This is a genomic window from Burkholderia sp. APQ4-4ca (genome assembly GCF_057837105.1).
On the sequence record NZ_JBYQCG010000227.1, the window covers coordinates 39122 to 60867 of the forward strand.

The following is a 21746-nucleotide window of genomic DNA, read 5'->3' on the forward strand; positions in this document are numbered from 1 at the left end:
CCGCGCCGGCGGCGTCTACAATGCATCCTTCCCTATAACGACGAGAAGGCTGCGCGCCCATGACCCACGGGATTCACGGCGAGAAGCGCTGGTACGCGCTGATCGTGCTCTGCCTCGGCGTGCTGATGATCGTGCTCGACAGCACGATCGTGAACGTTGCGCTGCCGTCGATCAGCACCGACCTCCACTTCACCGAAACCGCCCTCGTGTGGGTCGTCAATGCCTACCTGCTGACGTTCGGCGGCTGCCTGCTGCTCGGCGGCCGGCTCGGCGACCTGTACGGCCAGCGGCGCATGTTCCTCGCGGGCCTCGTCGTGTTCACGCTCGCGTCGCTCGCCTGCGGGCTCGCGCAATCGCAGGCGATGCTGATCGCCGCGCGCGCGGTGCAGGGGCTCGGCGGCGCGGTCGTGTCGGCCGTCTCGCTGTCGCTGATCATGAACCTGTTCACCGAGCCCGGCGAACGCGCGCGCGCGATGGGCGTCTACGGCTTCGTGTGCGCGGGCGGCGGCAGCATCGGCGTGCTGCTCGGCGGGCTGCTGACGAGCTCGCTGTCGTGGCACTGGATCTTCCTCGTCAACCTGCCGATCGGCGTCGCGGTCTACGCGATGTGCGCCGCGCTGCTGCCGCGCGTGCGCGCGCCGGCCGGCGCCGCGCGGCTCGACGTCGCCGGCGCGATCACGGTGACGGCCTCGCTGATGCTGGCCGTCTACGGGATCGTCGGCGGCAACGAGGCAGGCTGGCTGTCGACGCAGACCGTCGCGTTGATCGGCGCGGCCGTCGTGCTGCTCGCGCTGTTCATCGCGATCGAGTCGCGCGCCGCGCATCCGCTGATGCCGCTCACGCTGTTCGCCGCGCGCAACGTCGCGCTCGCGAACGCGATCGCCGTGCTGTGGGCGGCCGCGATGTTCGCGTGGTTCTTCCTGTCCGCGCTGTACATGCAGCGCGTGCTCGGCTACGGGCCGCTGCAGGTCGGCCTCGCGTTCCTGCCGGCGAACCTGATCATGGCCGCGTTCTCGCTCGGGCTGTCGGCGCGGATCGTGATGCGCTTCGGCATCCGCGGCCCGATCGCCGCCGGCCTGCTGATCGCGGCGTGCGGCCTCGCGCTGTTCTCGCGCGCACCGGTCGACGGCGGTTTCGCGTGGCACGTGCTGCCCGGCATGACGCTGCTCGGCATCGGCGCAGGCGTCGCGTTCAATCCGGTGCTGCTCGCCGCGATGAACGACGTCGACCCGGCCGATTCCGGGCTCGCGTCGGGCATCGTCAACACCGCGTTCATGATGGGCGGCGCGCTCGGGCTCGCGGTCCTCGCGAGTCTCGCCGGCGCCCGCACCGACGCGCTCGCGGCGGCACGAGCGACGCCGCTCGACGCGCTGAACGGCGGCTACCACGCGGCCTTCGCGTTCGGCGCGGCGTTTGCGGCCGTGGCGGCGCTGGCCGGTTTGGCGCTGCGCATCCGGCCGCCGCGCGCGGTCGAAGGCGCCGGGCCCGCGATGCACTGACCGTCGACGGGCGGCCCGGGAACCGGCATCGAGCGAGGGCGCGCATTGTCGCGCCCTTTTTTATGCGCGCCGGATACGCGTCATCTGCCCCCGATTCTCCATCGCTTTCAGGTCGATCACCCTCGTCGGCCGCGCTCGTGTTCAAACGCCCGGTTCATGTCCCGCCGGCCGTATGCGGTGCGGATCTCCCGGCGATTTTTAACGCAGTCGTACATTGACGCGCCACTTTTGCGACAATGGCGGACTTTGACGCGCGCAGCGCCGCCGAACGCCATATAACCGCCTGCCTCCGATGTCGCTTCCCCATATCGATCTGCTGTACTCGCTGTCCGGCCTGTTCGTCGGCATTCTCGTCGGCCTGACGGGCGTCGGCGGCGGTTCGTTGATGACGCCGATCCTCGTGCTGCTGTTCGGCGTCCACCCGGCGACGGCGGTGGGCACGGACCTGCTGTACGCGGCCGCGACCAAGGCCACCGGCACGCTCGTCCACGGCCTGAAAGGCTCGGTCGACTGGCGCATCACGGGCCGGCTCGCGGCGGGCAGCGTACCGGCCGCGACGCTCACGCTGTGGTGGCTGCACACGCACGGGATGAACACGCCCGGCACCGCGCGAATGATCCAGCTCGTGCTCGGAGTCGCGCTGCTGCTCACGTCGCTCGCGCTGATCTTTCGCCCTCAGCTCACGGCGTTCGCCGCGCGCAACCCGCTCGCGCCGAGCCCCGCGCGCACGCTGTGGTCGACCGTGCTGACGGGCGCCGTGCTCGGCGTGCTCGTGTCGATGACGTCGGTCGGCGCCGGCGCGATCGGCGTGACCGTGCTCCTGCTGCTGTATCCGCTGCTCGCGACGACCCGCATCGTCGGTTCCGACATCGCGCATGCGGTGCCGCTCACGCTGGTCGCGGGCATGGGCCACTGGCTGCTCGGCTCCGTCGACTGGTCGATGCTGCTGTCGCTGCTGCTCGGTTCGCTGCCCGGCATCGTGATCGGCAGCCTGCTGTCGGCGCGCGCGCCCGAACGGCTGCTGCGCAACCTGCTCGCGTCGACCCTGGTCGCGGTCGGCGTGCGGCTCGTGCTGGCGTAAGCGGGCGCCTCGCGCCTGATGACAAACGCCGCCGCCGGCGCATGCCCATCCTCGATAGAGGGATTTCCATCCCTGTTTTGAGGATTAGGGAAGCCGTCACCTGCGACCTCCGGGGCGACGCCCCCTCCGACACAAAAAAATGCCCCCGGGAGTCCATGACTCTCGAGGGCATCTTGAGGAACGACACCGCCGCCATCGACGCACACGACCCGCAGCGCCGGGACGCATGCGCGAGTGCATTTTTTCGTCGCGGCGGCCGGCGGGCGGCGTGACCGCCCTCGCCGCTTACTGCCCCTGCTGCCGCAGCTTCTGCTGCTTCATCTGCTGCGTGCGCGCCTGCAGCTTCAGCACGCGTTGCAGTGCGGTGCGATTCGCGAGGATGCCGTCGTAGAAGTTGGCGAGATCGCCCTTCAGCGCGGTCCGCGACGCGTCGTTCAGGTAGATCATGTGGCCCGACGGGTAGTTCTTGATCGTCAGGTTCTGCGCCTTCAGCGTCGGATCGAGCGGCATCTGCGCGAGCGTCAGTTCCGTCTGGTGGAATGGCGTGACGGCGTCGAAATAGCCGTTCGCCGACAGCACCTTCAGATCCGGGTTCACGCTCATCGTCGACGCCAGATCGCCGGCCGTGTACAGCGTGTTGCCGCCGCCCTTGTTCGCGCCGGTCGGGTCCGTGTGGCTGAAGTCCCAGTTGTTGAAGACCTGGTCGTTCAGGTCCACGAACGACGACGTCGACGTGTACTTGAGGTCGGTGTTGATGTAGCTGTTCCACAGCACCGTGTACGCGCCGCCGACGTTCGTGATCGACGGATCGTTGCTGCCCGAGTTCGGCAGGATGTACGGCGCGATGCCCTTGCCCGTGAAGTTCGCGCGACCGTCGTACTGGCCGATCTGCGTGCCCGGCACGAGCGTCAGGAAGAACGTGTACGGCGGGTTGTCGTCCGAGGACGGCACGTTGCCGAGCGCGGCCGGGTTGCCGAAGGTCTGGATCAGCGACGTCGGGTCCGTGCCGATGTACGCGCCCATCTGCTGCGCGGTCTGCAGGTTCAGGTTCAGCCGCACGTTCACGAAGCCGCCGTCCTGCGGGTTCGGCTTCTGCGCGAGCGGCGCGAGCGTGTTGTCCGCGTAGTTACGGGCCTGCACCATGTACGCATCGAGATCGGTCGGCGTCGGGTTGAGCGTCGTCTTCTTCCAGTAGAACGCGTCGGCCGCGAGCGTCGGGAACGTGCCCGCCGCGGACAGCGCGTTCGCGTAGTCGAGGATCGACGACTGCAGCGTGATCCCGTTCAGGTCGATGCCGTCCTCGTGCAGCACCCACGACACGACCGCGCTGCGCGCGGTGCCGTACGACTCGCCGTACAGGAACTTCGGCGAATTCCAGCGCGAGTACTTGGTCAGGTAGCGCTGGATGAAGCGGTCGATCGAGCGTGCGTCCTGGTCGGTGCCCCAGAAGTCCTTGTTCTTCGCCGGCGCGATCGCGGTCGAGTAACCGGTGCCGACCGGGTTGATGAACACGAGGTCGGTGCGGTCGAGCAGGCTGTCCGGGTTGTCGAGCAGCTTGTACGGCGCGGGCGGCGTGAAGTTCGGGAACGACGACTGCAGGCGCTTCGGCCCGTACGAGCCGAGCAGCAGGTAGACCGACGACGAGCCCGGGCCGCCGTTGTAGAAGAACGTGACCGGGCGCGGCTTCGACGGGTCGGGATTGTCCTGCGTGTACGCGACGTAGAACATCTTCGCGTTCGGCGCCGACGTGACCGGATCGATCGTCGTCAGGTGGCCGGTGGTGGCCGTGTACTTGATCGTCTTGCCGCCGATCGTGACCTGGCGGTGCACGACCGCCGCGCCTTCCGTCGAATCCGTGACCGCATCGTTCGGCCCGGTGCCGTACACGTCGGTGTCGACGTACGGCTGGTCGGCCGCGGTGGCGGCCGTTGCGTCGGTGCTGGCCGACGTGCTGCCGCTGGACGTCGCGGCCGCGGTGGCGGCCGACGCCGTCGGGCTCGGCCCGTCGTCGCCGCCGCACCCCGTGACGAGCAGCGCCGCGGCCGCCGCGGCGGCGAGCGGTACGCTCAAGGTCGTTCCGAATAGCGCGAAACCGTCTTTCAAGGACTTCCGTGTCGTCATTATTGCCTCTCGAACAGAACGATAAATACCGCCGGTCGCAAAGGATCATTTGCGCCGACGCTCCGCACCGGGAATGCATTCGTTATGCGACGCATTCCGAGTTTTTTACCGGATCGGCGAATACCGATCGGCACGATTTACCCCACCCATGTTTTTTGCAACCGCACAATGGCATCAATTCCATTGCCAACGGCAATTCAACGATCCGCCGCAATACCGATTCATTCCCGCCGATTTGCCGGCACGGCAAAAGCGACGGACAAAAGAACGCCTCGCAAAGCCCGACCGGCAAAGCGCCTTCACTTCGAACAGACGAACGATCCCCGTCGGCGAGATATCGATTAATCGCGAAGCGGCGATCAATCGCGACTCGAGCCGATTGAATAAAATCGAAAGGATCGATTAACTAAACGGAAAGAAATATTCTCGTAATCTGATTTATTAAATTAAGTGAAAATACCGGCGCATAATAAGTTCCGGATTTATCGCCGTAAAGTAAGAATTTGTTACAGCACTCGCCATTCGGATAAAAGGCAGTCCGGGACCGATTCCAGAGACGCGCATAAAAAAGCCGGACGGCTGTCCGGCTCGTGGGAGGCGGGTGACGGCCGTCGTCAGAGCGGCACGTCGATCGTGCCGGCGCCGACGGAAATCGCGTTCGCGCCCGGCGCGCCCGAGATCGGCGGCAGGTTCGCGCTCGTCAGCGCGGGCGCGGCGCCCGGCGTGCCGCCGCGCGGCACCGTGCGGATCACCTGCGACGGCGGCAGCGGCGCGCCGTTCTTCAGGTGCCGCCACATCAGGTTCAGCGCCTGCACGTTGTAGTAGTGAACCGGCACGAAGCGCGTATCGAAGCCCGGAACCGACAGGAACGCGTCGAAGTGCTGGCCGTTCGTCACTTCGTAGAACACCAGCTGGCTGCGCCCGGCTTCGCTGATGCCGTTCTGCGCGACGTACGCGCGCGACGCGTGGTTCACGGGCACGAGCGCGTCGCTGCGGCCCTGCACGATGATCGCCGGCTTGCCGTGCAGGTTCGCGTTCACGCGCACCGCGTCGACGTTCGCGGGCATGCCGAGCATCCCGTTCGTCCACAGCTGGCGCAGGCACAGCGCGCCCGCGAAGCTTGCATCGGGCGTCGCGAGCCGGTGGTCGACGCCCGCGCCGTTGTTGAACACGAGATTGATGCCGGCCGTCGGCGGTACGCCGTTGCCGACGCCGAATACGGCCGGCATCGGCGACGCGGCGGGCGCCGCGACCGCGCCCGCCGCGTTCGTGGTCGCGAAGCTGAAGTTGCACAGGTTGTCGGTGACGCGCGAGCGCGTGTACGCGTTCGCATAGGTGACCGCGATCGCGGGAATCGCCTGCGAATCCCACATCGGCGCCTGCAGCAGGTCGGAATCGGCCAGATAGCCGGCCGCGTGGAGCTGCGCGAGCGCGTCGGCCGCCTGGCTCTGCGTGTCGGCGCCCGCCACCAGCCCGGCCGCGGCGAGCGTCGCACAGCGCTGCGTGCGGATCGACTGCGTGGTCGCGGCCGGCAGCGCGCTCAGGTACGGCGCGCCGGCGAGCGACGCCGACGCGGCCGCGCACGGTTCCAGCAGGTTCGCGAGCGTCGCGTAATCGGCCAGCGGCCGGCCGAACGACGGCGCCGGCTGGCCGCCCGCGCGGACGACCGCATTCGGCGCCATCCGCACGTTGATCTGCGGCTCGCCGACCACGACCGCGGTAATCCACCCGCGGTTGTCCTGCTCGGCCGCCGCGAGCGACGCGCCGCCGCCGTTGCTGACCGACGCGGCGATCGTCGTGATGTCGCCCGCGCGATAGCGCACGCCGTGATGCGTGCCGTCGATCAGCGGGCCGAACTGCTCGTTGAGCGCCCAATACGCGAATTCGACCGCCTGCAGCGTCATGCGCCCCCAGTCCTGCTCGGGATTTTGTTGCGAATGCGCGTGCTTGAACGCATAGCGGTTCGGGAAGCGGCTGTTGAACGCGGCGAGATCGCCGCTCGTCACGTTCGCGGTGAACAGGCTCGCGGCGCCGGCCAGCACCGCGTCGGCGAGCGTGCCGTCGATCAGCGTGACGGTGTCGGAGCCGAGCTCGTGCGCGCCGTTGCCGCCGCCCTTGTCGTTGTAGGCCACCGCGCAGCCGCGCTTGAGCGCCCATTCGCCGGCCGCGGAAATCGCGCCGTACACGCCGCGCGAGCCGGACGACGTTGCCGTGACGATGCACGGCTGCGCGGGATTGAAGCTGGCAGGCACCTGCACGAGCAGCGTCACGTTCTTGCTGCCGCTGCCGTCATCGGAGTACGCAAGATATTCGGTGCCGGGGATCTTGCCTTCGCCGAGCGTGTCGTTGCCGTCGAGATCGACGTTCGGCCCCCAGAAGCGGCCGTAGCCGCCGTTCGCGCTCATGTCGACGAGCGCGCGGTAATTCGACCAGATGGCGAGGCGGCGCAATTCGGCGCTGGTCGGCCGCGACGGATTCGCGAAGCCCGGCGCGCTCGCCGCCGCAAGGCCCGTCTTGCCGAGGCCGGCCGTCAGCAGGTCGTCGCTCGCGCCGTCGTAGGCCGTCGTGCGCACGCTGCCGGACACGAAGCCGGGCAACCGGTTGCGCTCGGCCGACTCGTCGCCGTTGCAGGCGCCGAGCATCGCGACCGCGGCCAGCGCCGCGCCCCCCACCACCCGCCTGCCCCACCCGAACTTCGTCATCGCCGCCCCCTCGATATCGTTATCGGCCCGCCGCCGCGCCGCGCGCGGTTGTCGGCCTCTGAAGCGCAAACGGGCCCCGGCATGCCGGGGCCCGCCTGGAAACGGGCGCGCGCGGCGCTCGCGCGCCGCCGCCCGGCGTTACTGCTGCTGAACCGTCAGCTTGTTCGTGACCGACGTCACGCCCTTCACGCTCTTGGCTGCCTCTTCCGCCTTGTCGATCTGTGCCTGATCGGGCACCGTGCCCTCCAGCGAGATCGCGCCGCCCTTCGAACGCACGGTGATGTTCGCCACGTCGATGCCGCCTGCCTTCGTAATGGCCTTGCGCACCGCGTAGCCGAGCTTGCGGTTCGCCTTCTTCGCGGTTTTCGCGGCGGCCTTCGGCGCGCTCGTCGCGGCCGCCGGCGCTTCCGTTGCCGCTGCGTCGCTCGACTGCGCATATACGCTGCCCGACAGACAGGCCGCCACGGCGGCGACACCCAACGCTCTCAACACGATCGACTTCATGCTATCTCCTTATCACTCCGGAACGGCCGTGCACAGTACGGCCGGATACCCCCAAAAACAGCCGGCCCGCGCGCGAACGGGCGGGACAGCCGGTGTTTTCCACGGCGATACGAGAGAGGCGTCACGGGCCGGCGGCCGGCGCACGCGAAAGCGGGCCGGCCGGGCCGGGCAGCCGCCGGCCGGACGCGCCCGGTCTGATGACGTGCCGGGTCGCGCGCGAATCGGGCGCGGCTGCGTCGCACAATGTAATCCAGCGCCCGCCGAAGCGCAAAGCTTTTGACGCGCCGGCGCCCGCCGCCGTCGCCGCGCCGCCGCGCGAGCCCGCCGGATTCGCGCATGCGCGGCGAAACCGGGTACCATCGCCGCGAGAATCCGCGTCGTCCCGCGACGACCGTCATCGATGCGTCACGCCAGCGCCATCCGCCGATCCCATGAAGCCTGCCCGCCCTCGCCCGCCGCGCCGCATCCTCGCCCGCTTCGTCGCCGTCTCGTGGCGCGACCTCGCGCTGTCGATCGGCCCGACCCTGCTGCTCGCCGGCGCGGCGGTCTGGCTCGCGGTCAAGCTGATCCAGCCGGCCCCGCCGTCCACGCTCGTGATCTCGGCCGGCCCGCCCGGCAGCACGTACTGGAACGCCGCGCAGAAATACAAGACGATCCTCGCGAAAAACGGCGTCACGCTCGACGTTCAATCGTCCGAGGGTTCCGCGCAGAACCTCACGCGGCTGTCGAACCCGAACGCGCCGGTCGACGTCGGCTTCGTGCAGAGCGGCATCGGCCCGAAGGCGCGCGACGAGCATCTGGTATCGCTCGGCAGCATCGGCTACGTGCCGCTCGCGATCATGTACCGCGGCCCGGTCGTCGCGCGCCTGTCCGACTTCAAGGGCAAGCGGCTCGCGCTCGGCGCCGAAGGCAGCGGCGCGCGCGAATTGAGCCTCGCGTTGCTGAAGATGAACGGCATCGTGCCGGGCGGCCCGACCGCGCTCCTGCCGACTGCCGGCGAGGACGCCGCGACCGCGCTGCTCGACGGCAAGATCGACGCCGCCTTCCTGTCCGGCGACTCGACGCAGATCCCGGTGATGGCGAAGCTGTTCCGCGCGCCCGGCGTGCACGTGTATTCGTTCACGCAGGCCGAGGCGTACGCGCGGCGCTTTCCGTACCTGACCGCGATCACGCTGCCGATGGGCGTCTACGATCTCGGCCGCAACCTGCCGCCCGCCGACATCCACACGGTCGCGCCGACGATCGAACTCGTCGCGCGCGACTCGCTGCACCCGGCGCTGTCCGACCTGCTGATCGAGGCCGCGCGCGAAGTGCACGGCCACGCGACGATCCTGCAGCACGCGGGCGAATTCCCGTCGTCCGTCACGCGCGGCTTTCCGCTGTCCGACGACGCCGCGCGCTACTACAAATCCGGCAAGAGCTTCCTGTACCGGCGGCTGCCGTTCTGGGTCGCGAGCCTCGTCGACCGGTTGCTGGTGGTGGTCGTGCCGCTGATCGTCGTACTGATCCCCGGGTTGCGGCTCGTGCCGTCGCTGTACGGCTGGCGCGTGCGCTCGCGCATCTACCGCTGGTACGGCGCGCTGATCGCGCTCGAGCGCAGCGCGCTCGGCGAGCATACGGCCGAGGAGCGCGTGCAGTTGCTCGACCAGCTCGACGACATCGAGGAGGCCGTGAACCGGATGAAGATGCCGCTCGCGTACGCCGGGCAGTTCTACGTGCTGCGCGAGCACATCGGCTTCGTGCGCGAGCGGCTCACGTCGCACGACCCGGATGCGCCGGCGGGCCCGCCCGGCGCCGGCAACCCGCCGGCGCGCGCGGAAACCGGCCCGCCGCCGGCCGGCGACGCCCCCCGGGCGACTCCCGGTTCCGCGTGAGCGAACGATCCGCGATCATTGCTGCATGCGCGCGCTGCCGCGTAACATGGAGGCCGCCGCCAGGCGCCGCACGCCCCACCCTCTGGAGAACGACATGACAACCGGCCTCGATACCGCCCAACCCGCCTGGTTCTTCGACTTCGTGTCGCCGTTCTCGTATCTGCTGCTCGAGCAGCACGACAAATGGCCCGACGTGCCGTTCCAGCCCGTGGCCGTGTCGCTGACCGACCTCCAGCGCCACTGGGGCCAGCGCGCGACCGCCGACGTGCCGGCCAAGCGTGTATTCACGTACCGTCACGCGCTGTTCCGCGCGGAACAGCTCGGCATCCGCTTCAAGATGCCGCCCGCGCACCCGTTCGATTCCGACAAGGTGCTGCGCCTCGCGATCGCGCTGCGCGCCGATATCGCGACGGTGCTGGAAATGTTCCGCTTCATCTGGCGCGAAGGCAACGATCCGTCGACGCCGGAAGGCTTCGCGGCACTGTGCGAACGCGTCGGCGTGAGCCACGGCGACGAGCTGATCGAATTCGAGGAAACCGCCGCGCAGCTGGCGCGCAACACGGCCGACGCGATCGCGCTCGGCGTGTTCGGCGTGCCGACGTTCTGGATGAACCAGCAACTGTTCTGGGGCGAGGACGCGCTGCCGATGGTGCTGTACTGCGCGCGCACGCCGAACTGGCTCGAATCGCGCGAGGTCAAGCGGATCAGCACGCTGCCGAAGGGCCGCGCGTGATGGCGTGCGTGATGGCCGGTATCACGCACGGCAACGCACGGCTGCGGTAAGGTTACGCGTCACTGGAATCACCCCCCATCGATGGAAGACGACGACCGTACCGCCTCGCTCGACATCTGGCTCGTGCGCGTGCTGCGCACGCTGCTGCTCGAGCGCAGCGTCACGCAGGCCGCGCTGCGGCTGAACCAGACCCAGCCCGCGATCAGCACCGCGCTGCGCAAGCTGCGCGAGACGCTGAACGATCCGATCCTCGTGCGCGGCAAATCCGGCATGGTGCCGACCGAATACGGCGCGTCGCTGCTCGAAGCCGCGTCGCGCGCGCTGCGCGAGGTCGACTTCATCGCGACGCCGCACGGCGACTTCGATCCGTCGTCCGCGCGGCGCACGTTCCGCGTCGCCGCGCCCGACTACCTGAACGATTTCTTCATGCCGACGCTGATCGAGCGCTTTCGCGACGCGGCGCCGCATGCGCGTCTGGAAATCGATTCGCTGAATCCCGCGCTCGATCACGCGGGCGCGCTCCAATCGGGCGCGCTCGATCTCGTGATCGGCAACTGGCCGAAGCCCGACCCGCAGTTCGCGCGCCAGGACCTGTTCTCCGACACGATCGTGTGCCTGATGCGCGACGCGCATCCGCTCGCCCGCGAGCCGCTCACGCGCGACGCGTATGCGGCGGCCGCGCACGTCGCGCCGACGCCGTACACCGGCGACAAGCGCAACGCGATCGAGATCGGCCTGGCACGTGCGCGCCTCACGCGGCGCATCGTGACGACGCTGCCGTACTTCGGCATCGTGCCGCAGGTGCTGCTGCAGTCGGACCTGATCTTCACGACGACGCGCCGCTTCGCGACGCACTATGCGCAACTGTTGCCGCTCGTCGTCGTCACGCCGCCCGTGCCGTTCCCGCGCATCAAGAGCTACCTGCTCACCCATCCGCAACCCGATCGGCCGACCGACATCGCGTGGCTGTGCGCGCTGATGCAGAGCGTGTCCGACGAGCTGACGGTCGCCCGCACCCGCAAGCGCTGACGTGCGGCCAAAGCGTCGCGCGACTGGTCAGGCAACGCGGCCGCTCAGGCCGTGCAGAAGGTTTCCTGCAGATGGGCCCAGCGCACGACGCCCGCCGCGTCGCGCGCGAACACGGCGGTCGCGCGACGCGCCGGCAGTTCGCCCGATGTCGCGTGCTGTGCTTCGAGATAGGTGATCACCGCATGCGTCGCGTCGGCCGCGCGCACGCGGATCTCCGACAGCGTGATGCGCAGCCCCGGCTTCGCGCCGGCCAGCTTCGCGAACAGCGCGCGCATGCCGTCACGGTCGACCATGCGGCCGTCGGTCAGGATCATCGTGAAGTCGACGGAAAACGCGGCAAGCAGCGCATCGAGCGCCGCCGGCGCGGTATCGACGCCGGACAGCCAGCGCTCGATGGCGACGACGCTCGCATCGAGCGCGTCGAGATAGACGGAGTGATCGGACATGGGTGCGTGCGCGATGACATGAAGCGCGGCCCGCTGCCGCGCGTTGTCGTGCAGTGTAGGCAAAAACGCGCGGCCGTGCGCCGGCCGCGCGGCATGACCGTTTTGCCGCGGCTTTATCGCACGCAGGACACGTCGTCGCGTGCGCGCCCGGCCGCGGCCGCCTTCGCATCGGCCACCGGCATGCCCGAGCGGGCCTGCAGCAGCTCCGCGCAGACAGCCACCGCGATCGCGCCCGGCGCCTTGTCGACGATGCCCGCGACGCCGATCGGGCACACCATCTCGACGAGCCGCGTCGGATCGACGCCGCGCGCGGCGAGCCGGCGCTCGAACTTCACGCGTTTCGTGCGCGAGCCGATCATCCCGAAGTACGCGTAGTCGCGCCGCCGCATGATCGCCGCGGCGAGCGCGAAATCGAGCGCGTGGTTGTGCGTCATCACGAGAAAGTACGTGCCGGGCGGCGCCGCGTCGACGACGGCCTCCGGCGTGTCGGTCGGCTCCGGCTGCACGTTCGGCGGACACTCGTCCGGGAACAGCTCGTCGCGCGTGTCGACCCACTGCACGACGCACGGCAGCGCGCCGAGCAGCGTGACGAGCGCGTGGCCGACGTGCCCGGCGCCGAACAGCACGACGTGCATCGGCGGCGGAGCCACGGTCGCGCGGTTGCGCTGGCCGGTGCCCGGCGCGAACGGTTGAAGCTGCGACGGCGCGCTGCCGCACGCACCGTCGCATCCGGCGGCGGGCGTGGGCGACGCGGCACGCGGCGAACGAGCGGGGCCGTTCATGCGCGCCTCCACCGGGCCGTCCCGACGACGCTGACCGCCCCGTCAGGGCCGGTGCACGACGCGAGCGTGGAGCGGCGGTTCATCTCAGCCCGCCCGCGCGGCGCTCGCCGCACGCACCGCATTCACCGCGCGCAGGATCGACTCGCCGGTGGCCGGTGCGTCGAGCGGCGGGTTCACCTGATAGTCGCCGACCGCGGCCACCGCGTCACGCACCGCGAAGAACACCGAGAACGGCAGCAGCAGCGGCGGCTCGCCGACGGCCTTCGAACGGTGGATGCTGTCCTCCACGTTGCGGTTCCGGAACAGCCGCACGTTGAACTCCGGCGGCGTGTCGTTCACCGTCGGAATCTTGTACGTGGACGGCGCATGCGTCATCAGCTTGCCGCCCGCGTTCCACCACAGCTCCTCGGTGGTGAGCCAGCCCATCCCCTGGATGAACGCGCCTTCGACCTGGCCGATGTCGAGCGCCGGGTTCAGCGACGCACCCACGTCGTGCAGCGCATCGACGCGCAGCGTACGCATCTCGCCCGTCAGCGTGTCGATCACGACTTCCGACACGGCCGCGCCGTACGAGTAGTAGTAGAACGGCCGGCCCTGCAGCTTCGATTGATCCCAGTGCAGCTTCGGCGTCGCATAGAAGCCGTCGGACCACAGCTGCACCCGCGCGAGATACGCCTTCGCGACCACTTCGCCGAACGGCACGCCATGGCCGCCGACCCACACGACGTCGTTGCCGAACTTCACGTCGGCCGCATCGACCTTGCCGTCGCCGAACTGCTTCGCCGCGAACGCCGCGAGCCGCTCGCGCAACTGGCGCGCCGCATCCTGCGCGGCCTTGCCGTTCAGGTCCGAGCCCGTCGACGCGGCGGTCGCGGACGTGTTCGCGACCTTGCTCGTGTCGGTCGCCGTCACGCGGATCCGGCCGAAACGGATGCCGAGCTCGTGCGCGACGACCTGCGCGACTTTCGTGTTGAGCCCCTGCCCCATCTCCGTGCCGCCGTGGTTCACGAGCACCGAGCCGTCGGTGTAGATGTGCACCAGCGCGCCGGCCTGGTTGAAGTGCGTGACGTTGAACGCGATGCCGAATTTCACCGGCGTGAGCGCAATGCCTTTCTTCAGCACCGTATTGCGTGCGTTGAACGCGCGCACGCCCGCGCGCCGCGCGCGGTAGTCGCTCGTGGTCTCGAGTTCGCCGAGCAGTTCCCGCAGCACGTTGTCCTCGACGGTCTGTCCGTACGGCGTCACGTTGCGTTCGGTCTTGCCGTACAGGTTCGCGTAGCGGACGTCGAGCGGATCGCGGCCGAGCGAACGCGCGATGTCGTCGAGGATGTATTCGATCGCGAATGCGCCCTGTGGGCCGCCGAAGCCGCGGAACGCGGTGTTCGACTGCGTGTTGGTCTTGCCGCAGTAGCCGGCGATGTCGACGTCGCCGAGCCAGTACGCGTTGTCGAAGTGGCACACCGCGCGCGTCATCACCGGGCCCGACAGGTCGGCCGAGAAGCCGCAGCGCGACGTCATGTCGAGCGCGACGCCGTCGATGCGGCCTTCGTCGTCGTAGCCGACGTCGAAGCGGTAATGGAAGTCGTGCCGCTTGCCGGTGATCATCATGTCGTCGTCACGGTCCGGCCGCAGCTTCACCGGGCACAGCAGCTTCCATGCGGCGAGCGCCGCGCAGCACGCGAACAGGCCCGACTGCGATTCCTTGCCGCCGAAGCCGCCGCCCATCCGGCGGCATTCGACCAGCACGTTGTGCGACGCGACGCCGAGCACGTGCGCGACGAGGTGCTGCATCTCGCTCGGGTGCTGCGTCGAGCAGTACACGTGCATCCCGTCGTCGTCCTTCGGCACCGCGTACGCGATCTGCCCTTCCAGGTAGAACTGCTCCTGACCGCCGAGCAGCATCTCGCCCGACTCGCGGTGCGGCGCGACGGCGAGCCGCGCGGCCGCGTCGCCACGCGCGAGCTTCAGCGGCGGGATCACGTAGGTTTCGGCCTTGCGCGCGTCCTGCGCGGTCAGGATCGCGGGCAGTTCCTCGTAGTCGACCTGCGCGCGGCGCGCGGCAAGCCGCGCGGTTTCATGCGACGTCGCGACGACGATGAACATCGGCTGGCCGACGAACTGCACGATGCCTTTGGCCAGGACCGGATCGTCGTGGATGATCGGGCCGCAATCGTTGACGCCGGGAATATCGTCGGCCGTGAACACGGCGACCACGCCCGGCGTCGCGCGCACCGCGTCGAAATTCATCGACACGATCTTCGCGTGCGGCTTCGCCGACAGCCCGAGCGCCGCGTGCAGCGTGCCGGCGACGAGCGGAATGTCGTCGGTGTAGGTGGCGCGGCCGCTCACGTGCAGGTGGGCGGATTCGTGCGCGCGCGACACGTGCACCTGCGCGGCGTCGGCCTGCGGGTCGAGGGTGCTGAGGAACGGTTCTGCTTGCTGGTTCATGTTCGGTGTTCTCCGTCGTCAGACGCGCGCCGCGTCGTCGGCAACTTCGGCGCCTGCTTCGGCGGCCACTTCGCGCACGTTCAGCGCCTGCGGCGGCAGCGGGTCGTGCGCACGCGTCTCCAGCCAGAATCGGAACATCAGGTTCTTCGCGGTATCGAGGCGATACGCGCTGGTTGCGCGCATGTCGGACAGCGGCTGGTAGTCGCGCTCGAGCGCCCGCATCGCGGCCTGCGCGGTGGCTTCGTGCCACTGTGCGCCGTCGAGCACGGCTTCCGTATGGGCAGCGCGCTTCGGCGTCGCGGCCATCCCGCCGAATGCGATGCGCGGCTCGCGGATCGTGTCGCCGTCCGCGATGAACGCGAACGCGGCGCACACGGCCGAGATGTCCGAATCGAACCGCTTCGACAGCTTGTACGTGCGGAATTGCAGTTTTTCGCGCGCGCCGGTGCGGGTCGGCACCTTCACGCCGACGACGAATTCGTGCGGCGCCATGTCCTTTTGCTGATAGCCGGTGTACAGCGCCTCGAGCGGCAGCTCGCGCACCGTGTCGCCGCCGCGCAGCACGACGCGCGCGCCGAGCGCGATCAGGCCCGGCATCGAATCGCCGATCGGGGAGCCGTTCGCGACGTTGCCGCCGAGCGTGCCCGCGTTGCGGATCGGCAGCGACGCGAAGCGCTTCCACATCTCGGTCAGCTCGGGATACGTGCCGGCCAGCGCCGCATAGGCCTTCTCGACCGTCACGCCCGCGCCGATCGCGATCCAGTCGTCGCCGTGCACGACCTGCTGCAGTTCGGCGATCTGGCCGACGTAGATCAGGTCGTCGAGGCGGCGCATCTGCTTGGTGACCCACAGGCCGATGTCGGTGCTGCCCGCAAGGATGCGCGCGTCGGGACGCTCGGCCTTCAGCGCGGCCAGCGCGTCGAGCGTGCGCGGCGCCGCGAAGCGCGCGCCGTTGACCGTCGTGTAGTCGAACGTGTCGTCGCGCTTGAGCGACGCGAGCGTGCGGGCGAGCGCGGCCGTGTCGACCGGCGAGGCCGGGTGCGGCGCGGATTCTCCGGCCGCGCCTTCGCCGGTCGCATCGAACATCCGCACCGCCGCATCGACGATCGGACGATAGCCGGTGCAGCGGCACAGGTTGCCCGTCAGCGCATCGGCGATCTCGGTGCGCGTCGGCACGTCCTTCGCCTTCGCGCACGCGTTGCCGCAGCCTTCGTGGCCGTGCTTCTCGTACAGCGCCCACATCGACATCACGAAACCCGGCGTGCAGAACCCGCATTGCGAACCGTGGCAATCGACCATCGCCTGCTGCACCGGGTGCAGCGAGCCGTCCGGCCGGCGCAGGTCCTCGACCGTGAGCAGCGCCTTGCCGTCGAGCGTCGGCAGGAACTGGATGCATGCGTTGACGGCCTTGAATTCGACCGCGCCGGCGTCGGTCAGCTCGCCGACGACGACCGTGCACGCGCCGCAGTCGCCTTCCGCGCAGCCTTCCTTGGTGCCGGTGCAATGCGCGTCCTCGCGCAGGTATTGCAGCACGGTGCGGGTCACGTCCGCGCCGCTGACTTCGCGGATCGCGTGACGATGGTAGAAGCGGATCGGCTCACTCATGTCTCGGTGTTTCTTCAAATTTGGGGGCAAGGCGGCTGGCGCGGAGCGCTCGACCGACGTTTTTCTGACAGTTTGCACGCTATCACCGTCAAATTCCGCAACCCATAGCCCATCACGCATGCGGCTCATATAACTGCAGCGATATGCGCGCCCGACCGGCCGAGGCCCTTGCGGCACGGGCCGCTCCGTCCGTTCCAGGCCCCGTGACCCATCGATCCGCCTCACGAACGGGGCGCGTTTAACTAAATGGTACCTGCGGGAAAACCGGTTCCATGGGAAAATCCCGATTCCCTTTTCTGCCGTTTTCCGTTCGCTCCGTCATTCGTTCCGACCCCATGTCATCCGATTCCGCCACACCGCCGCGCAGCGGGTTTGCGCTCACGCTGCAAATCGTGTCCGTCGTCTGCTTCACGTTCATCTGCTACCTGACCATCGGCCTGCCGCTCGCAGTGCTGCCGGGCTTCGTCCACGACGACCTCGGCTTTTCCGCGATCGTCGCGGGCGGCGCGATCAGCGTCCAGTATTTCGCGACGCTCGCGTCGCGGCCGCTCGCCGGTCGCCTCGCCGATACGCTCGGGCCGAAGCAGACGGTGCTGCGCGGGCTGGTCGGCTGCGGCGTGTCGGGCGTGCTGCTGCTCGTCGCGCTGCTGCTCGCGCACTGGCCGGTCGCGAGCCTCGTGCTGCTGGTCGCGAGCCGGCTCGTGCTCGGCGTCGGCGAAAGCCTGTGCGGCACCGGCGCGATCCTGTGGGGCATCGGCCGGGTCGGCGTCGCGCACAACGCGAAGGTGATCTCGTGGAACGGCATCGCGACCTACGGCGCGCTCGCGCTCGGCGCGCCGGTCGGCGTCGCGATCGCGCATACGCTGAATCCGGCGCTGATCGGCGTGATTGTGATCGCGCTCGCCGCGCTCGGCTTCTACCTCGCCCGCCTGATCGCGCCGGTGCCGCTCGTGCACGGCGAACGGATGTCGTATGCGAGCGTATTCACGCGCGTGCTGCCGCACGGCCTCGGCCTCGCGCTCGGTTCGGCCGGCTTCGGCTCGATCGCCACGTTCGTCACGCTGTACTACGCGGCGCGCCACTGGCCGAACGCCGCGCTGTCGCTGACCGTGTTCGGCACGCTGTTCATCGGCGCGCGCCTGCTGTTCGCGAACACGATCAAGACCTACGGCGGCTTCCGCGTCGCGATCGTGTCGTTCGCGTTCGAATCCGCGGGCCTTTTGCTGCTGTGGCTCGCGCCGGTGCCGCACGTCGCGCTCGTCGGCGCGGCGCTGACGGGCTTCGGTTTCGCGCTGATTTTCCCGGCGCTCGGCGTCGAGGCCGTCGCGCTCGTGCCGCCGGCAAGCCGCGGCGCGGCGCTCTCCGCGTATTCGGTGTTCCTCGACCTGTCGCTCGGCATCACCGGGCCGCTCGCCGGCTATGTCGCGGGCGCGTTCGGCTATCCGCAGGTGTTCCTGTTCGCGGCGGTGGCCGCCGCCGCGGGCGTCGCGCTGTCGATGGTGCTGTACCAGCGGCAGGCGCGCGTGGCGGGGAGCGGCGCGGCGGCGTGATTCCGCCGGCGCGGTGCCCGGCGGTGGTCGCACCTCTCGCACCGCCGCCGCTCCAAAAGAAAACGCCCGCGCGATGCGGGCGTTTTTTCATCCGCCGACCGGTGCGACGGCAGCGGGAAGCGATCAGGCCGTCCGCAGAAACAACCTTCGCGTGAGATCGAACGCAACGAGATTGCCGGCCACCACGAGCAGCAGCCCGATCACCGCGAGCGGCGACCATTGGTAACCCTCGAACACCGTCGACACGGCCAGTGCGACGATCGGGAACAGCACCGTGCAGTACGCGGCGCGCTCCGGCCCGATCCGGCCGACGAGCGTCAGGTACGCGGTGAAGCCGATCACCGAGCCCGGCACGGCCAGATAGACGAGCGCGCCGAGATAGCGCGGGCTCGTGTCGAGCGTGAACGGCATCCCGGCCACCGCGGCGCCGACGGTCAGGATCGCCGCGCCGATCAGCATCGCCCAGCCGTTGGTCGCGAGCGGGTGCAGCCCCATCGACTGCATCCGGCTCGACAGCAGGTTGCCCGCCGAGAAGCACATCGTGCCGGCCAACGCGATCGCGAGCCCCGTCCACGTCGCGTGGTCGTCGAGATGGCCGGCCATCTGCTGCCAGAACAGGCATGCGATGCCGGTCAGGCCGAGCAGCGCGCCGGCGATCGCCGACGGCCGCAGCGGGCGGCCCATGAACAGCCGGCCGTTGATCGAGTTCAGCAACGGCGCGGTCGAGAAGATCACCGCGACGAGTCCGCTCGGCACGACCTGCTCCGCATAGTAAAAACACAGGAAATTCAGGCAGAACAGCGCGAAGCCCTGCGCGACGAGAAAGCGCCACGCTTCGCGCGGCGGACGCACCGGGCGGCGCATCACGCGCAGCAGCGCGAACAGCACGGCGGCCGCGAGCCAGAAGCGCCATGCGATCGACACGGGCGGCGGCACCGAGCCGAGCTGCCACTTGATCGCGATCCAGGTGGTGCCCCAGATCAGCACGGTGACGAAATAAAGCGACAGGTTCATGGCGGCGTTCCGGACAATCGGGTGAATCGGGATCCCGACTATGCCGGCGCCCCGCGCGTGCCGATTGTCCGGAATTGCGGTCTTTTTCGGGACGCCGCACGCGGCGCCGCGCGCCCGCTTATACTCGGCGCATCATGAGTCTCTCCCTCTGCGCCCCGCCCATCGACCGCGCCGCCGCCCTGGCCGGCGGCGATCTGCCGTTCGGCCTGCAGTCGGTCTGCCGCACGCTCGCCGACGCGAACGCGACGCTCGAGCGCTTCGCGTGGCTCGGCGACCACCTCGCGATCGCCGAGTGGACGCGGATCACCGACGAAAGCGAAACGGTCTACGAGCAGCCCGGCCATCACACGCTGTCGTGCTACCTCGACGGCGGCTACCGGACCGAGCGCCAGCGCGTGCCGCGCTACGGCGCGCCGAGCCTGCTGTGCGCATTGCCGGGCGACCATGAATCGCGCTGGTGGGTACGCGGCGAAATGCATTTCATCCACCTGTATTTCCTGCCCGAGCACTTCACGCAGCGCGCGATCCGCGAGCTCGACCGCGAGCCGCGCGAGCTGAAGCTCGCCGATCGCACCTATTTCGAGGATGCGCGCGTCGCCGCGCTGCTGCGCTCGCTCGCGCTCGACGGCTGGGAAGATGCCGACGAGCGGCTGCGCGTGAACGAGACCGCGCACGACGTGCTGAGCCTGCTGCTGCGCGGGCAGAGCACGACGCGCACCGACACGTCGTTCCGCGGCGGCCTCGCGCCGGCCGTGCGCCGCCGCGTGCGCGACTACATCGACACGTATCTCACGCAGCCGCTGACGCTCGGCGAACTCGCCGAGGTTGCCGCGCTGTCCGAATACCATTTCTCGCGGATGTTCCGGCTGTCGTTCGGCCGCGCGCCGCACGCGTGGGTGGCCGAGCAACGGCTCGCCCGCGCCCGCGAGCTGCTGCGCACGACGATGCTGCCGCTCGCGCAGATCGCGGCCGACTGCGGCTACGCGAACGCCGGCCACTTCAGCCATCGCTTTCGCGACGCGCACGGCACGACGCCGAATACGTACCGGCGCGCGATGCAGGGCCGCTGAGCACGGCCCGTTTCCTGGTCTCCTCGCTTCCTCCCGCTTACGCCCCGCGCCGCGACAGCTCCTGTTCGAGCGCCGCGACGCCGGCCGGCAGGTCGACCGGCACCTTCAGGTCGACCATCGTGCGGCCGAACGCATGCAGCGTGCGGAACAGATTGTGTTCACGGCACTGCTCGCCCATCTGCCCGATCCGCACGATCGGCAAGCCGAACGAGCCCGAGATCTCGACCTGGTACTGCTTCGAGATATGGCCGCAGACCATCCCCGGCGTGAGCCCCTCCGGCGTCTCGATCCCGACCACCGAATTGAGCCGGCAGTCCTTCGGCGCATAGAGCTTGAGCCCCATCGATTCGACGCCCGCCTGCAGCGCCAGCGAGCAGCGCAGGTGGCGCGCGAAGCGGCTTTCGAGCGTCTCCGCGCAAACGAGCCGCAGCGCCTCGTGCAGCGCGAGCACGCCCGACACGGGCGCCGTGTAGTGATAGCCGGCGTTGTGCCAGAAGTTCTCCGCGAGCGCCATGTCGAGGCACCAGTGCGCATTCGGCTCGGGGCGATGCTTCATGCGGTCCCACGCGGCATCGGAGAACGCGATCAGCGACACGCCCGGGATCGACGACAGCCCCTTCTGGCCGCCGGTGATCACCGCGTCGATGCCCCACGCATCCATTTCGAGCGGCATCGTCGACAGCGTGCACACCGCGTCGACGACCACCAGCGCGCCGGCCGCCTTCGCCAGCGCGGCGATGTCGCGCAGGTCGCGGTTCCACACGGTGTTGGACGTCTCGCCCTGCACGATCGTGACGATCTCGGGCCGCTCGCGCGCGATCGCGTCGGCGATCTCGTCGAGGCTCGCGACCGCGCGGTCGGCCACTTCGAGCGTCGCGACGTCGGCGCCGACGCGCGTGGCCATCTCGGCCATCCGCGCGCTGAAGAAGCCGTTGCGGATCGACAGCACGCGCGTGCCGCGCCAGGCGAGGTTCGAGATCGCCATTTCCATCGCGGCCGAGCCGGGGCCCGCGACGCCGAGCACCCACTTCGTGCGGGTCTGGAACACGTAGCGCGCCATCTCCTTCACCTGCTCGATGATCTTCGCCATCGTCGCGCCGAGGTGGTTGATCACGATCGTGTTCGCCTTGGCCACCGCGGCCGGGATCGGCACCGGGCCGGCCCCCATCATCAGCAGCGGTTCTTCGGGCAGGATCGCGTCGAGCGGCACGACGACGGGACAGGGAATCGGCGAATAATCGATGGACATGGCTGGAAAAGGATGGGGAAAGGAAGTGCCCGGACGCCC

The 21746-nt window shown here is 69.2% G+C and carries 17 protein-coding genes; 8 read left to right on the forward strand and 9 right to left on the reverse strand.

Going from position 1 to position 21746, the window contains the following annotated elements:
* The first annotated feature begins 59 nt into the window (after window positions 1-59).
* Together AC3IFE_RS26335 and AC3IFE_RS26340 are read left to right on the forward strand one after the other, a co-directional pair.
* On the forward strand, window positions 60-1499 hold the full coding sequence (locus AC3IFE_RS26335) for a DHA2 family efflux MFS transporter permease subunit (RefSeq protein ID WP_489192963.1): 1440 nt from the start codon (window positions 60-62) through the stop codon (window positions 1497-1499).
* Between the two features lie 292 nt (window positions 1500-1791).
* On the forward strand, window positions 1792-2580 hold the full coding sequence (locus AC3IFE_RS26340; protein WP_089467897.1) for a sulfite exporter TauE/SafE family protein: 789 nt from the start codon (window positions 1792-1794) through the stop codon (window positions 2578-2580).
* Window positions 2581-2865: 285 nt separating this feature from the next.
* Here AC3IFE_RS26340 and AC3IFE_RS26345 read toward each other — a convergent pair whose 3' ends face one another.
* On the reverse strand, window positions 2866-4701 hold the full coding sequence (locus AC3IFE_RS26345; protein ID WP_489192965.1) for a S10 family peptidase: 1836 nt from the start codon (window positions 4699-4701) through the stop codon (window positions 2866-2868).
* A gap of 148 nt (window positions 4702-4849) precedes the next feature.
* Here AC3IFE_RS26345 and AC3IFE_RS26350 point away from each other — a divergent pair, with 148 nt between their 5' ends.
* Window positions 4850-5107 carry a hypothetical protein gene (locus tag AC3IFE_RS26350; RefSeq protein WP_489192967.1) on the forward strand — a complete coding sequence of 86 codons (258 nt, stop codon included), beginning with the start codon at window positions 4850-4852 and terminating at the stop codon, window positions 5105-5107.
* Between the two features lie 208 nt (window positions 5108-5315).
* Here AC3IFE_RS26350 and AC3IFE_RS26355 read toward each other — a convergent pair whose 3' ends face one another.
* The gene (locus AC3IFE_RS26355; RefSeq protein WP_489192969.1) at window positions 5316-7403 is read right to left on the reverse strand and encodes a D-(-)-3-hydroxybutyrate oligomer hydrolase; all 2088 of its coding nucleotides are present in this window, start codon (window positions 7401-7403) and stop codon (window positions 5316-5318) included.
* A 138-nt stretch (window positions 7404-7541) separates the two neighbouring features.
* Window positions 7542-7907: a BON domain-containing protein gene (locus tag AC3IFE_RS26360; RefSeq protein ID WP_089466786.1), complete on the reverse strand. Its 366-nt coding sequence runs from the start codon at window positions 7905-7907 to the stop codon at window positions 7542-7544.
* Between the two features lie 431 nt (window positions 7908-8338).
* Between AC3IFE_RS26360 and AC3IFE_RS26365 the strand changes: the two genes are divergently transcribed.
* The 3 genes from AC3IFE_RS26365 (at window position 8339) to AC3IFE_RS26375 (ending at window position 11543) form a co-directional block, all read left to right on the forward strand.
* A complete protein-coding gene (locus AC3IFE_RS26365) occupies window positions 8339-9781 on the forward strand; it encodes a TAXI family TRAP transporter solute-binding subunit (RefSeq protein WP_489192971.1) in 1443 nt (480 codons plus the stop codon).
* 94 nt (window positions 9782-9875) lie between these two features.
* The gene (locus AC3IFE_RS26370) at window positions 9876-10514 is read left to right on the forward strand and encodes a DsbA family protein (protein ID WP_089466784.1); all 639 of its coding nucleotides are present in this window, start codon (window positions 9876-9878) and stop codon (window positions 10512-10514) included.
* Window positions 10515-10595: 81 nt separating this feature from the next.
* Window positions 10596-11543, forward strand: coding sequence for a LysR family transcriptional regulator (locus AC3IFE_RS26375; protein ID WP_489192974.1), 948 nt, complete (start codon window positions 10596-10598; stop codon window positions 11541-11543).
* A gap of 44 nt (window positions 11544-11587) precedes the next feature.
* Here the strand turns inward: AC3IFE_RS26375 and AC3IFE_RS26380 are convergent, their stop codons facing one another.
* The 4 genes from AC3IFE_RS26380 to xdhA form a co-directional block, all read right to left on the reverse strand.
* Window positions 11588-11989 (reverse strand): nuclear transport factor 2 family protein, encoded by a 402-nt coding sequence (locus AC3IFE_RS26380; protein WP_489192976.1) that lies wholly within the window; start codon window positions 11987-11989, stop codon window positions 11588-11590.
* A gap of 113 nt (window positions 11990-12102) precedes the next feature.
* Window positions 12103-12771 (reverse strand): xanthine dehydrogenase accessory protein XdhC, encoded by a 669-nt coding sequence (gene xdhC, locus AC3IFE_RS26385; protein WP_489192978.1) that lies wholly within the window; start codon window positions 12769-12771, stop codon window positions 12103-12105.
* Between the two features lie 84 nt (window positions 12772-12855).
* Window positions 12856-15219, reverse strand: coding sequence for a xanthine dehydrogenase molybdopterin binding subunit (xdhB, locus tag AC3IFE_RS26390; RefSeq protein WP_489192980.1), 2364 nt, complete (start codon window positions 15217-15219; stop codon window positions 12856-12858).
* 18 nt (window positions 15220-15237) lie between these two features.
* Complete coding sequence (xdhA, locus tag AC3IFE_RS26395; RefSeq protein WP_089466779.1) at window positions 15238-16824, reverse strand: xanthine dehydrogenase small subunit; 1587 nt, start codon at window positions 16822-16824, stop codon at window positions 15238-15240.
* A gap of 335 nt (window positions 16825-17159) precedes the next feature.
* On the opposite strand from xdhA, the gene AC3IFE_RS26400 reads away from it, so the two are divergent.
* Window positions 17160-18374, forward strand: coding sequence for an MFS transporter (locus AC3IFE_RS26400; RefSeq protein WP_089466778.1), 1215 nt, complete (start codon window positions 17160-17162; stop codon window positions 18372-18374).
* Window positions 18375-18497: 123 nt separating this feature from the next.
* Here AC3IFE_RS26400 and AC3IFE_RS26405 read toward each other — a convergent pair whose 3' ends face one another.
* Entirely contained in the window at window positions 18498-19388 is an 891-nt protein-coding gene (locus AC3IFE_RS26405) for a DMT family transporter (RefSeq protein ID WP_489192983.1), read from the reverse strand.
* A gap of 134 nt (window positions 19389-19522) precedes the next feature.
* Between AC3IFE_RS26405 and AC3IFE_RS26410 the strand changes: the two genes are divergently transcribed.
* Complete coding sequence (locus tag AC3IFE_RS26410; protein WP_489192985.1) at window positions 19523-20458, forward strand: helix-turn-helix domain-containing protein; 936 nt, start codon at window positions 19523-19525, stop codon at window positions 20456-20458.
* Window positions 20459-20495: 37 nt separating this feature from the next.
* Here the strand turns inward: AC3IFE_RS26410 and AC3IFE_RS26415 are convergent, their stop codons facing one another.
* Window positions 20496-21707 (reverse strand): pyridoxal-phosphate-dependent aminotransferase family protein, encoded by a 1212-nt coding sequence (locus AC3IFE_RS26415; protein ID WP_069616643.1) that lies wholly within the window; start codon window positions 21705-21707, stop codon window positions 20496-20498.
* Between the last annotated feature and the right edge of the window lie 39 nt (window positions 21708-21746).